This is a genomic window from Actinophytocola xanthii (assembly GCF_001921205.1).
Classification (GTDB): Bacteria; Actinomycetota; Actinomycetes; order Mycobacteriales; family Pseudonocardiaceae; genus Actinophytocola; species Actinophytocola xanthii.
This window is the reverse complement of the sequence record NZ_MSIE01000003.1, coordinates 1-12,324: the sequence shown is the minus strand read 5'-3', so window position 1 is coordinate 12,324 and position 12,324 is coordinate 1. Positions and strand designations below refer to the sequence as shown.

Here is a 12,324-nt window from a genome sequence, read left to right as displayed (position 1 = left end):
ACTCGAGTGGCCATGGAGCATCGGAGGCACCGGTCGTGCTGACCCCCGGTCCGGACACGCGGGTGGTCGAGCTGCGCGTGCACGGGGTCATGGGCACGACCCCCGAGTCGCTCGTCTCCGCGGTCGCTGCCGTTGATGTCGCCGGAGACGGGGTGGGGCGTTTCGTCCGGCCCGCCGACCGGCTGCTCCGGCCAGCGCCGGGGCCGATGCTGCGGGCCGAGGGCAGGTCGATCCCGCGCGTGGTCGAGGGCTACGTCTGGGGCGGGATGACCTCGGGCGGGGCGGTCAAGGCGGCCTGGGCCTTGCTGTTCCCGTTCGCGCTGGCGAACGTGGCGCACTGGATGCTGCCGCCGATCCCGAGCGGCCACCGGCTGGCCGGCCGGCTCGGCCTGCTCAACCGCTCGCTGCTGCGGCTGGCCGGGGCGCTGCTGACGGTGCTCCTGGTCACCCAGGCGGCCGTGGTGAGCCTGGACCTGGTCGCCGCCCAGTGCCTGGCGCCCGGCTCGCCGTGTCTGGCCGGGCTGGTGCCGGACCGGGTCCGCGAGGTCTACCTGGTGCGGCCGCTGATCGGGATGCTGCCGGTGCTGGCGACGATCTGGGTGCTGTACCGGGTCTCGTGCGTGGCCTGGGAGGCCGCCACCCCGGCCAACCCGCCGCCGACCCCGCCGAACGCCCGGGTCCAGCTGCCCGGCACCAACCTGGTCGCCGATCCCGACACCCCCACGCTGCGCGCGCTGCACCTGCTGGCGGCCCTGGGCACGGTCGCCCTGCTGCCACTGGGCGGGCCCTTCGCGGTCCCCGACGGCTGGGCGGCCCTGCTCTGGGTGCTGGCGCTGGCCCTGTTGCTGGTGGGCCTGCTCGGCGTGCTGGTGCTCGACGACCCGACCGGCGCCCATCCCCGCCGGGCCGGCCGGTGGCTGCGGGTGGCGCTCGGACCGTGGACGCGGGGGGTGCTGCTGGGGCTCGGCGTCGCGCTGGTCGCCGCGGCGACGGCGGCGCAGCACCCGCTGCCGACCGCGCTGCCGGGAACCGACGCGACGGCGGAGGCGGTCGCGGCGGCCCTGATCGTGCTGGTGGTGCTGTTCGGCGTGCTGCTGGTACCCGCGGCCAGGATCGCCCGGCGCGAGTGGCGTGGGCTGCCGCGGGAGCTGCGGCCGTGGGCCGGCGGCTGGATGGCGGCGCCCGTGCTGGCCACCGCGGCGTTGCTGGGCGGCGGCTTCGGCGCCGGGCTTGGCGTGGCCGTGCGGAGGTTCGTCGGCTTCGAGGTTCCCAAAGGTTACGATTCGGTCACACTTCTGTGGGGTGCCAGCGCGGTCATCGGCATGGTCGTCGCCGTTGTCGGCGCAGCGGTCGTCGGCTACACGGCGCTGCGGCTGGCGGCGGGCCGGTTCACCGACGGCGAGGCCGTGGTGCGGCTGCTGCACGAGAACGCGGCCGGGGACCTGCCCGTCGCGGCCAGGGCCTGGCGCTCGGCGTCCTGGTGGCGCCGGCACGCACACCAGGTGGTGCTGGCCAGCGCCGGGGTGCTGTGCGCGGGTGCCGCGGTGGCGATCGGCAACCGGTTGACCGGTCAGCCGCTGCCGGCCTGGACCGACCCGTTCTCGGCGCTCGGGGTGCTCACGCTGGGCGTGCTCGCGGCGGCACTGCTACGCACGGTGTACAACGCCGCCCGGGCGCCGGAGACCGGCCGGCGGCTGGGGGTGCTCACCGACCTCGCCTCGTTCTGGCCGAGGGAGGCGCACCCGATCGTGCCGCCCTGCTACGCGGTGAAGGTCGCCCCGGAGCTCGCCGCGCGCACCCTCGAGCACCTGCGCGAGCCGGGCACGCGGGTGGTGCTGGCCGGGGACAGCCAGGGCAGCCTGCTGGTCTGCGTCGCCGCGGCCCGCCTGCTCAACTCGCTCAACGAACCGGAGCGGCGCAGGATCGGCTTGGTCACAGTGGGGTCACAGCTGCAGTGGGCATACTCCCGGGCGTTCCCAGCGGTCCTCCCGCACGCTGCGCTCGGCGCGCTGGCCGGCGAGCTGGGCACGAGGTGGCGTTCCCTCTGCCGGGGCACCGACCCCCTGGGGGGCGCGGTGACCACCTGGGACCGCCAGGTCTACGGCGCCAGCCTGCTCGGCGTCGGCTTCCGCCCGGACGGCACCAGCGGCCCGCTACCCGAGGCGGTCCGGGCCCCCCACGGAGCACTGGTACTCGGCCTGGACCACTGGCTGCCCGACCCTGCCTCCGCCCCGCTCCCCGGACGGCGCTGGACGCCGGGGGTGCAGGGCCACACGAACTATCCGGCCGACCCGGAGTGGGACCGTGCCGTGGCCATGGCCGCCGGCCTCGACCCCGCCGAACCGTCCCTGCCCAGCTTCCAGAGCTTCCGCACCCCCCAGTCCGACCCCTGACCAGGCGTGCCGGAACCCTCAGCCCGCCCGACCGGGGAGCGGCGCGGAGAGCGGAAGTGTCGACAGCAGCGCGTCCGCGGCCTCGGTCCGCCCGGCCTGGGCGAGCAGTCCCGCCGGCCCCAGCACGCCGACCCGGTCCACCACCACCTCGGCCGTGCGCAACACCGGGCCCAGCGCGCCGCGAAGCGCGTCCACCAGGCCGGCCAGGTCCCCGGCGTGCCGGAACACCCCGCCGGACAGGACGAGGCGCGCGGCGCCGTGCGGGCCGAGCCGGCCCTCCACCATCCGCAGGTGCCTGCGCACGGCCAGGATGACCGCGAGCCGCGCCAGGCGCAGGTCGATCTCCTGCTCGGCGGGCGTGTCCGCCACCAGCTCGACGTCGTCGTGGCGGCGAGCGGCCTCGGCGGCCAGCTCGCCCGGCGCCAGCAGGCGCTCGGCGATCGCCTCGGCGACCACGCCGGGTGCCCCGAACCGCATGCCGAGGTCCCCCTCCACCGTGCGGCGGTCGGCCGGCAGGGCCACCGCCCGCTCGGGCGCCTCGACCTCGGCCACCGCCGAGTACACGTCGGTCGTGGCGCCACCGACGTCGACCACCAGCACCGCCCCCCGGGCATCCGGCAGCAGGGCGGCGAGGCGCGCCACCGCGGACAGGACGGCGTCCGGGGTCACCGCGCGGACCATCCGCCGGAAGCGCGGCCCGCGGGACAGGCCCTTGCCGCCGATGACGTGGCTCAGGAACACCTCTCGGATCGCCGTCCGCGCCGGCTCGGGGTCCAGCTCGCCGACGTCGGGCAGGACGTTCGCGGTGGGGAACACCTGACGGCGGTCCAGCGCAGCCAGCGCCGCCGGGCGGGCCTCCCGGTTACCGGCCAGCACGATCGGGACCGCGACCCTGGCCGCGCCCAGGCGGGCCGCGTTGTGCAGCAGCACGTCCTGGTCGCCGCCGTCGGTGCCGCCGACCAGCAGCACCACGTCGGGGGCCGCCGCGCGCAGCGCCCGGACATCCGCCGCGGCGAGGCGACCAGCGAACACGTGGACGACCTTCCCCCCGGCCGAGAGCGCGACCCGGTACCCCGCCTCCGCGCTGACCAGCCGTTCCTGGCCGACGACCGCCAGGCGCAGCCCTCCCCCGGCCGACGAGCAGGCCAGGACGTCCGCCGAGCCGGCGTCGAGCGCGCCGCTCACCTCGGCCACGCCGGTCAGCACCTCTGGCGGGGTGGTCCGGTGCTGGGCGGCGCCGAGCACCGTCCCGTCGACGGCGACGAGCACACCCTTGGTCCAGGTCGAACCGACGTCGAGGCAGAGGTAGCTCACGCGGTTCCGCCTCCCCGGAGTTCACGGCTGGGTCGCGTCACGTTCCCCTGAGGTGACGGTCGTGGAGGTGGTGAGCGGAACAGGGTCACGCCTTTGTCCTGGCCTCCGCGTCCTCGGTCGGGGGCGTTCCCGGGGTGCCGAGCAGCGAGTGCCGGCGGCTGTAGGCGAAGTACACCACCACGCCGAGCGCCATCCAGACGAAGAACCGGACCCAGGTGAGGATGGTCAGGTTCAGCATCAGCCACAGGCAGGCGAGGATCGCGGCCACCCCGACCACCGGCAGCGCCGGCACACGGAACGAGCGCGGCAGGTCGGGGTGGGTCCGGCGCAGCACCATCACCCCGGCCGACACGAGGACGAACGCGAACAGCGTGCCCACGTTCACCATCTCCTCCAGCTTGGCGGCCGGGAAGAACGTCGCCGCCGCCGCGACCAGGCCGCCGACCAGGACCGTGGCCCGCACCGGGGTGCCCCGCTCGCTGGTGCGGGAGAGCCCTCTGGGCAGCAGGCCGTCCCGCGACATGGCGAACAGCACCCGGACCTGGCCCAGCATCAGCACCATCACGACCGTCGTCAGACCGGCCAGCGCGCCGATCGAGATGAGGTTGGCCGCCCAGTCGACGCCGTTCAGGGCGAAAGCGGTGGCCAGGGTCTTGCGCTGGCCCTCCTCGGTGGCCAGCTCGGTGTAGTTGACCATCCCGGTGACGACCAGCGCGACGGCCACATAGAGGACGGTGACGATGGCCAGCGAGCCGAGGATGCCCCGCGGGATGGCCTTCTTCGGGTTCCTGGTCTCCTCGGCCGTCGTGGCGACCACGTCGAAGCCGATGAACGCGAAGAACACCAGCGACGCGCCGGCCAGCAACCCGAAGACGCCGAACGCGCTGCTCTCGCCGCCGACGAGCCACGAGAACACGCTCTGGTCGACACCGCTCGAGGCGGAGCCGGCGGACTCGCCGGGCGGGACGTACGGGTTGTAGTTCGCGGTGTTGACGAAGGACAGGCCGAAGAAGATCACGAACAGCACGATCCCGACCTTGATCCCGGTGATCACCATGCTGACCCGGGAGGAGAGCTTGGTCCCCACGGCCAGCAGGACGGTCAGCAGGGTGATCAGCAGCAGCGCGCCCCAGTTCACGGTGAGCCCGCCGAGCGCGAACGAGGTCGTGACCTCGTCGCCGAACAGGTAGCCGAGCACGGTCGCCAGGTACTCCGACCAGCCGGTGGCCACCGCCGCCGACCCGACCGCGAACTCCAGGACGAGGTCCCAGCCGATGATCCAGGCCATGAACTCGCCGAAGGTCGCGTAGGAGAACGTGTAGGCACTCCCCGCGACCGGCACCGTCGAGGCGAACTCGGCGTAGCAGAGCGCGGCCAGTCCGCACGCGATGGCCGCCAGCACGAACGCGAGCGACACCGACGGGCCGGTCAGGTCGCCCGCGGTCCGCGCGGTGAGGGTGAAGATGCCCGCTCCGATGACGACCGCGACGCCGAACACCGTCAGGTCCCAGGAGCTCAGGTCCCTCCTGAGCCGCGACCCGGGTTCGTCGGTGTCCCGGATGGACTGCTCCACCGACTTCGTCCGCCACAGACCGTTACCGGGCATGACCCCTCCTCACCCGAGCGTGGACACGCGTGTAGACCATGGTGGAGCCCACGCAGCACCGACGCACGACGAGCGCCAGGGCGACTGCCCTGGGCGGAGGATCGTCAGGCGGTGCCGGGAGCGATCGAGTCGGGCGCGGGCTCGACCGAGGAGGTCCGGTCGAGGTCGGGCTCGAGGTAGATCAGCCGCGCCGCGGGTACGGCCTCCCGGATCCTGCCCTCGGCCGCGTCGATCTCCGCGGCCACGTCGGACAGGGGCAACCCGGGCGCGAGCGAGATCTTGGCCGCGACGAGCAGCTCGTCCGGCCCGACGTACTGGGTCCGGATGTGGATCAGCCGCTCCACCCGTCCGCCCACGACGGCCTCGTTGATCTGGTCGAACTCACGCGGCGTGGCGCCCTCGCCGATCAGCAGGCTCTTCATCTCGATGATCAGGATGATGGCGATCACGCCGAGCAGGATGCCGATCATCAGCGTGCCGATGCCGTCCCAGCGCGCGTCCTCGGTGATCACCGCGAGGCTGACCCCGAACAGCGCGAAGACCAGGCCGAACAACGCACCGGCGTCCTCGAGCAGCACCACGGGCAGCTCGGGTGTGCGGGACTGGCGGATGAACTGCCACCAGGACGCGTCGCCCTTGATCTTGCGCGACTCGACGATCGCGGTCCGGAAGCTGAACGTCTCCAGGATGATCGCGACCACCAGGATGATCACCGCGACGATCGGCGACTTCAGGTCCTCGGGGTGCTGGAGCTTGTGGATGGCCTCGTAGATCGCGAACGCGGAGCCGAGGCTGAACAGCATCAGCGCGACGATGAACGAGTAGAAGTACCGGTCCCGCCCGAACCCGAACGGGTGCTCACGGGTCGCCCGGCGGCGCGAGGTCTTCTGCCCGAGCAGCAGCAGCCCCTGGTTGGACGTGTCCGCAACCGAGTGGACCGATTCCGCCAGCATGGACGAGGAGCCCGTGATGATGAAGCCGACGAACTTCGCCAGCGCGATGCCGGCGTTCGCCAGCAACGCGGCGATGATCGCCTTGGTTCCGCCTCCTGCACTCACGGCTACTCCCTACCCGCGTCGGATTTGTCGCAAACCAGCCAGCGAGAGCCTAGAGACTGCTGATCCCCGCCGCACCGCTACCCACGGTCGCGGCGAAGACGCGAACGGGGGAGGTGCCGGCCGGTGTCAGGACGACGTCGGGGTCCGCGGCCGGGAGCCACATCGACTGGCCCTGGCACAGCTCGAGAACCTGGCCGTCCACGGCCGCGGCGCGGACGCGTCCGTCGACGCAGACCATGATCCGTGGGAGGCCGCCCTCGAGCTTGACCTCCACCCGCGGCTCGCCGTCGGACCACTCGATGCGGGACAGCTCGAACTCCGGTGCCTCGGTCCGGTACACCCGGCGTGGGCCGATCGGCTCACCGGTCTGGACGGCCATGTCGCCGAAGCCGAAGTCCAGTACTCGTAACAACTCCGGCACGTCGACGTGCTTGGGCGTCAGGCCGCCGCGCAGCACGTTGTCCGAGTTCGCCAGCACCTCGACAGCCGTGCCGTGCAGGTAGGTGTGCAGGTTGCCGGCCGGCAGGAAGATGGCCTCGCCTGGCGCGAGCACCAGCCGGTTGAGCAGCAGCGCGGCCAGCACGCCCGAGTCACCGGGGTAGCGCTCACCCAGCTCGAGCACCGTCCGGCACTCCAGCTCGAACTCGCCGTGCTCCTTGACGTGGCTGACGCAGGACTCCAGCAGGTCCGGGACCAGCGCGTCGAGCGCCGGCTGGGGCAACGTGATCCACGTCGTGAACAGCGCGCGCAGGCCCTCCCGGTTCGGCTGGGCCGCCAGCAGGTCGACGTGCGGCGCCAGCGCGGGGGTCTGCACCGCGCGCAGTAGCTCCACGGTGCGGTACGGCGTGCGGAAGCCGGCCAGCGCGTGGAACTCGGTGAGCGCGCAGACCAGCTCCGGCTTGGCCGTCGGGTCGGGGTAGTTGCGGTTGCCGGCCTCGCGGGGGATGCCCTCCCGCTCCTCGCGGGCCCAGCCCTCGGCGGCCTGGCCGGCCGAGGGGTGCGCCTGCAGCGACAACGGCTCCTCGGCCGCCAGCACCTTCAGCAGGAACGGCAACCGGTCGCCCCAGCGGTCGGTGACCGCCGGACCGAGCTGGCCGACCGGGTCCTCGGCGAGCACGTCGAGCAGCGACCGCTCCACGCCGTCCTCGTCGACGATCGCGGACGGGTCGCCGGGGTGTGCGCCGAGCCAGAGCTCGGCCTCCGGGTGCGGAGCCGGGACCTGCCGGCCGAGCATCGCCGCGATGGTCGTTCGGGAACCCCAGGCGTAGGGCCGGACCCGGTTGTTCAACAGGTGCACTAGTGCTCCCTGGGCCGGGCCGGCGCGTAGAAGGAGCTGCCGCCGGTGGTGCCGGCGGCGAGGCCGAGGTAGAGCGCGGCCAGCTGGAACCGCAGCGCGAGGACCGCGGCACAGGTCGTCTCGTCCGCGGTGATCTCCTCCGCGGGGGCGAGCACGTCGGCGGTCGGGAACGCGTCAACGGCCAGCCGGCGCACCGGGTCGCTGGCGGCGGCCCGCACGGCCAGCAGGAACACCCGCAGCGGCGAGGACCGCGACGGGTCGACGTCGTCGGGGTCGGCGAAGATGTCGGTCTCCGCGGAGGCGGAGGTGGCCGCGCGGTGCAGGGCGGTACGGCTCGCCGCCTGCGGGTAGGCCGCGACGTCGCAGACGAGGTCGGCATGGGTGCCGATGACCTGCGCGGCGAACGCGGCTACGGCGCAGGCCACGTCGTCCAGGCCCCACAGCAGCGGGGTGCGCTCGGCCAGGCGCAGCGCGAGCGACTTGGCCGGGTTCACGAACGACTCGTGCTGCATGTGGTCGCGCTCGGCCTCGCGGTCGAGCTCGTCGGCGACCATGCTGAGGTCCGTGCGCAGCAGGTTGAGCGTGGTGGCGGTGACCAGGCCACCGGCCAGCGCCCTGGTGAAACCGAAGCCGGGCGGCACCGGCACCCGCGGGGTGATCAGCACCGCCTGGCCGGCCGCGGCCGCGGCGACCGGGCCGTCCTCGGGTGCGGTCAGCACGACGCCGGCGCCGTAGCGGCGGGCCCGGTCGATCGACTCGGCCAGCTCGGTGTCGCCGGGGTCGTCGGTGTGCGCGACGACCATGTCCAGCGGACCGAGCCAGGTGGGGGCGGTGTCGGTCAGCACGACCGGCACCGGGCACGGCTTGCCCAGCAGTGCCCACAGCAGCTTGGCCACCGCCGGGCTGAGCCCGGGACGGGTGATGAGAACGAGGGCGCGCGGCACGGCGCCGGCATAGCGGTCCAGCCCCGCCTCGCGCGCGCCCTCGACCGTGGCCCGCACCTGGGCGCCGGCCAGGGCCGCCGCGCGGAGCAGGCCGTCGACATCGACCTCGGTGATCCGGTCCAGATCGTCGAGGAGCGTGTCGTCTACCGCAGAGCTCACTTGTCGTCCGGGGTGTCGGGCGGCTCGATCGCCTCGTCGAGCAGCAGAACCGGGATGCCGTCCTCGACCGGGAACTGACGCCCGCACGAGGTGCAGGTGAGCACGTCGGCCTCGGGGTCGGTCGGGCTGCCGGGGGTCAACGGCGCGTGGTCGTCGGACGGACAGGCCAGGATCTCCAGCAGCTTCGGGTCGAGTGCAACGGCCATGACGTGCTCCTTCACGGTCAGGCGCGGACGATGGCGAGCACCTCGTCGCGCAGGGCGGCCACCGCCGAGTCGTCGGCTGCCTCCACGTTCAGGCGCAGCAACGGTTCGGTGTTGGACGGCCTGAGATTGAACCAGCCGCCGTCGGGCAGTTCCACCGTCAGCCCGTCGATCTCGTCTGTCCGCACACCGTCCCTCGAGGCGAAGGCCTCCTTGACCGCTGCCATCCTGCCCGCCTGGTCCTCGACCGTGGAGTTGACCTCCCCTGAGGCGGCGTAGCGGCTGTAGCCGGCGGTGAGCGCGGACAGGGTGCCGTCCTGCTCGCCGAGCGCGGCCAGTACGTGCATCGCGGCCAGCATGCCGGTGTCGGCGTTCCAGAAGTCGCGGAAGTAGTAGTGCGCGGAGTGCTCGCCACCGAAGATCGCGCCGCTCGTGGCCATCTCGGCCTTGATGAACGAGTGGCCGACGCGGGTGCGTACCGGCTTGCCGCCGTGCTCGGCGACGATCTCCGGCACGGCGTGCGAGGTGATCAGGTTGTGGATGATCGTGCCGCCCGGGTCCTTGGCCAGCTCACGCACCGCGACCAGCGCGGTGATCGCGCTCGGCGAGACCGGCTCGCCCCGCTCGTCCACCACGAAGCAGCGGTCGGCGTCGCCGTCGAAGGCGACACCGGCGTCCGCCCCGACCTCGCGCACCTTGGCCTGCAGGTCGACCAGGTTCTTCGGGTCGAGCGGGTTGGCCTCGTGGTTGGGGAAGGTCCCGTCGAGCTCGAAGTACATCGGCACGACCTCGATCGGCAGCCCCTCGAACACGGCCGGCACGGTGTGCCCGCCCATCCCGTTGCCGGCGTCGACGACGACCTTCAGCGGCCGGCTGCCGGACAGGTCGACGAGCTTGTGCAGGTAGGCCACGTATCCGGAGAGCAGGTCACGGGTCTCCAGCGTGCCGGCCGTGCGGTCGCTCAATGGCGGCGTCCCGGCCTCGACCTCGCGCTGGATGTCGACGAGGCCGGTGTCCTGGCCGATCGGCTTGGCGCCGGCCTGGCAGAGCTTGATCCCGTTGTACTTGGCCGGGTTGTGGCTCGCGGTGAACATCGCACCGGGCAGGTCGAGGCTGCCGGAGGCGTAGTAGAGCATGTCGGTGCTGGCCAGCCCGATCATGATGACGTTCACGCCCTCCTGGCGGACGCCGTCGGCGAAGGCGCCGGCGAGCTCGGGCGAGCTGGCGCGCATGTCGTGACCGATGACGACCGAGCCCTTCTCGCCGACGCGCCGGGCGAACGCGGCGCCGATGTCCCGGACGATCTCGGCGTCGAGCTGCTCGCCCACGATTCCGCGGATGTCGTAGGCCTTGAAGACGCCGGACAGGTCACGCACCAGTGCTCCCGGAGGTCAGCGGATTTGGCTCGAAGCCTACCGGCGCGGAGCGCGAGGTGCGGTACGTCGGGGTATTACTGGTCGTTTTACTGGGTGACCTACTCCACGACCGGGCTGGGCAGGACCCGCAGGTGGCCGCGTCGCCCGCCGCCCGGACGACCGGGGCCGCCCGCCGGTTCCGGTGGCTCGATCGGGCGATCCGGCCGGCCGGCCTCCCGGACGGCCTCGGCGAGTGCGGTGAGGTCGTCGACGCTGGGCTCCGGGGCGGCGAACTCGCCGTCGTGCCGGACGACCTCCCATCCTCGGGGGACGGTGAGCCGGAGCGCGTGCTCCTCGCAGAGGTCGTAGCTGTGCGGTTCGGAGTAGGTGGCGAGCGGGCCGACGACGGCGGTCGAGTCGGCGTAGGCGTAGGTCAGCGTGGCCACCGCCGGGTTGCCGCACCCGGTCCGCGAACACTTCCGCACGCTCCGCACGATCGAGGACGATAGCGCCTCGCGCGCCCGCGGGCAGGTAGCGACACCGTGCGGGTTTCGGGTCAGGGCGCGCCCTCACAGTTCCGGTCGATGGGCTTCGTGATCCAGGTCGTCGCTGGCAAGGCGGAGGGCAGGCCTCGTACCGGGTCACTCGGCCTGTCCGACAACGCCGCCAGCGGCGAGCTGGGCGCGAAGACCGCGACCGAGGGCTGTGAGGGCGTGCCCTAGTACGCTCGCCAGCGTGTCCACCACCCGGGACCGGCACGGCCGGGGGCTGCGCGGCTCGCTGTACCCGTCGACCCTGCCGGCGGCCTCCACCCGCGCCGAGCGGTTCGACGCGCTCGTGCTCGCCGCGCTCGAGCCGATCGAGGCCCGCTGGCGCACCGAGCTGACCGACCTCGACATCGCGGTCGACGACGTGCCCGAGGTTCGGGACGTCGAGCGCCCGCAGGACGGCGTGCTCGCCGACGGCGGGGTGCCGCTGGCACGGCTCGTGCCGGCCGGCGTCGACCGCCGGGGCCAGCCGACGAAGGCCAGGATCGTGCTGTTCCGCCGCCCGCTCGAGGCCCGCGCCCGCGACGGCGGGGACCTGGCCGACCTGGTGCACCACGTGCTGGTGGAGCAGGTCGCGACCTACCTCAACCTCGACCCGGGCGTCATCGAGGGCGACGGCTAGGGATCGCGGTCAGCAGCACGAACAGCACCATCGCGGCCTGGACGAGCAGCAGCACGCTGCGCAGGGCGGTCGGCTGCTCGACGCGCACCTCCCCGGCGCGGGCGCCGATCGGCACGCCCACGAGGTGACCCCAGGCCCGCACCACCGGCACCTGCCGGCCGTCGACCGTGGCCAGCCAGCCCGGTTCCTCCTCCGCCGCGATCACCAGCAGGCGGCCGCTCGGCCCGTCGGAGACCCGCACGGCGACAGCCGGCGGGCGCGCGTCGACCGGGACGATGCCGGGCGCTCCGAGCTCGGTCGGCGGCGGGCTGCCGGTGATCGCCCGCCGGGCCTGCTCGGGCGAGAGCAGGGTGACCTGCCCGGCCGCGGGCTGCAGGCGCAGGACCGGCCGGCCGTCGGTGGTCGACGGCGCGTCGGCGACGAGGTTCCCGGCGGCCTCGCTGATGGCCGCGCGGGTCGGCGCGTCCGGCGTGACGACGAACAGCACGCCGGCGGCCGCCGCGTCGGCCACCGCCGTCCGGACCCGCTCCGGGGCGGCCAGTCCCACCGCGATGCGCGCCACGCTGTTCCCGGTGTTGACCGGCGCCAGGTCGTCGTCGCCGAAGGCCGGCATGCGCCCGGCGGCCATCCTGGCGGGCTCGGTCGGCTCGCCCGGGAGGACGAGCACGGCCCGGCCGGTGGCGGCCAGCTCACGCTGGAGGGTGGTCGCGAGGCCCGGGCCGCCCCCGTCGTCCAGCGGCCCCGCGCGGCCCGGCAGCGCCCCGACGGCCATGACGGCCACGCCCAGCGCCCCGGCCAGCGCCGCGATCCGGGGCCCGACCGCCC

General features: G+C 73.7%; 11 protein-coding genes and 1 pseudogene. 3 read left to right on the top strand and 9 right to left on the bottom strand.

From position 1 onward, the window contains the following. The first annotated feature begins 35 nt into the window (after positions 1-35). The gene (locus tag BU204_RS02965; RefSeq protein ID WP_075123964.1) at positions 36-2,393 is read left to right on the top strand and encodes a hypothetical protein; all 2,358 of its coding nucleotides are present in this window, start codon (positions 36-38) and stop codon (positions 2,391-2,393) included. A gap of 18 nt (positions 2,394-2,411) precedes the next feature. Here BU204_RS02965 and BU204_RS02960 read toward each other — a convergent pair whose 3' ends face one another. From BU204_RS02960 to BU204_RS02925, 8 genes are all read right to left on the bottom strand, one after another. Further along, complete coding sequence (locus BU204_RS02960; RefSeq protein ID WP_075123963.1) at positions 2,412-3,707, bottom strand: glutamate mutase L; 1,296 nt, start codon at positions 3,705-3,707, stop codon at positions 2,412-2,414. A gap of 85 nt (positions 3,708-3,792) precedes the next feature. Beyond that, positions 3,793-5,313: an amino acid permease gene (locus tag BU204_RS02955; RefSeq protein ID WP_075123962.1), complete on the bottom strand. Its 1,521-nt coding sequence runs from the start codon at positions 5,311-5,313 to the stop codon at positions 3,793-3,795. 104 nt (positions 5,314-5,417) lie between these two features. Then, a complete protein-coding gene (locus BU204_RS02950) occupies positions 5,418-6,371 on the bottom strand; it encodes a cation diffusion facilitator family transporter (RefSeq protein WP_075123961.1) in 954 nt (317 codons plus the stop codon). Between the two features lie 49 nt (positions 6,372-6,420). Next, on the bottom strand, positions 6,421-7,668 hold the full coding sequence (gene manA, locus BU204_RS02945; RefSeq protein ID WP_075123960.1) for a mannose-6-phosphate isomerase, class I: 1,248 nt from the start codon (positions 7,666-7,668) through the stop codon (positions 6,421-6,423). After that, the gene (locus BU204_RS02940) at positions 7,668-8,771 is read right to left on the bottom strand and encodes an SIS domain-containing protein (RefSeq protein WP_075123959.1); all 1,104 of its coding nucleotides are present in this window, start codon (positions 8,769-8,771) and stop codon (positions 7,668-7,670) included. Before BU204_RS02940 ends, manA begins: the two co-directional genes overlap by 1 nt. Beyond that, positions 8,768-8,977, bottom strand: coding sequence for a Trm112 family protein (locus BU204_RS02935; protein ID WP_075123981.1), 210 nt, complete (start codon positions 8,975-8,977; stop codon positions 8,768-8,770). The genes BU204_RS02940 and BU204_RS02935 overlap by 4 nt, the downstream gene beginning before the upstream one ends. 17 nt (positions 8,978-8,994) lie before the next feature. After that, a complete protein-coding gene (locus tag BU204_RS02930) occupies positions 8,995-10,350 on the bottom strand; it encodes a phosphomannomutase/phosphoglucomutase (RefSeq protein WP_075123958.1) in 1,356 nt (451 codons plus the stop codon). 98 nt (positions 10,351-10,448) lie between these two features. Beyond that, positions 10,449-10,823, bottom strand: a complete 375-nt coding sequence (locus BU204_RS02925) for a DUF3499 domain-containing protein (protein ID WP_075123957.1) — start codon at positions 10,821-10,823, stop codon at positions 10,449-10,451. Positions 10,824-10,913: 90 nt separating this feature from the next. On the opposite strand from BU204_RS02925, the gene BU204_RS39865 reads away from it, so the two are divergent. Next, positions 10,914-11,051, top strand: a complete 138-nt coding sequence (locus tag BU204_RS39865; RefSeq protein ID WP_158073388.1) for a hypothetical protein — start codon at positions 10,914-10,916, stop codon at positions 11,049-11,051. Positions 11,052-11,064: 13 nt separating this feature from the next. Then, on the top strand, positions 11,065-11,499 hold the full coding sequence (locus BU204_RS02920; protein ID WP_075123956.1) for a metallopeptidase family protein: 435 nt from the start codon (positions 11,065-11,067) through the stop codon (positions 11,497-11,499). Here the strand turns inward: BU204_RS02920 and BU204_RS39860 are convergent. Next, positions 11,480-12,324, bottom strand: a pseudogene (locus BU204_RS39860) (YfhO family protein); the annotation flags it as partial. The gene BU204_RS02920 and the pseudogene BU204_RS39860 sit on opposite strands and share 20 nt — an antisense overlap.

Coding starts and splice junctions, on each gene's coding strand:
- BU204_RS39865 (WP_158073388.1), top strand. CDS start 10,914: ATGGGCTTCGTGATCCAGGTCGTCGCTGGCAAGGCGGAGGGCAGGCCT.
- BU204_RS02955 (WP_075123962.1), bottom strand. CDS start 5,313: ATGCCCGGTAACGGTCTGTGGCGGACGAAGTCGGTGGAGCAGTCCATC.
- BU204_RS02935 (WP_075123981.1), bottom strand. CDS start 8,977: ATGGCCGTTGCACTCGACCCGAAGCTGCTGGAGATCCTGGCCTGTCCG.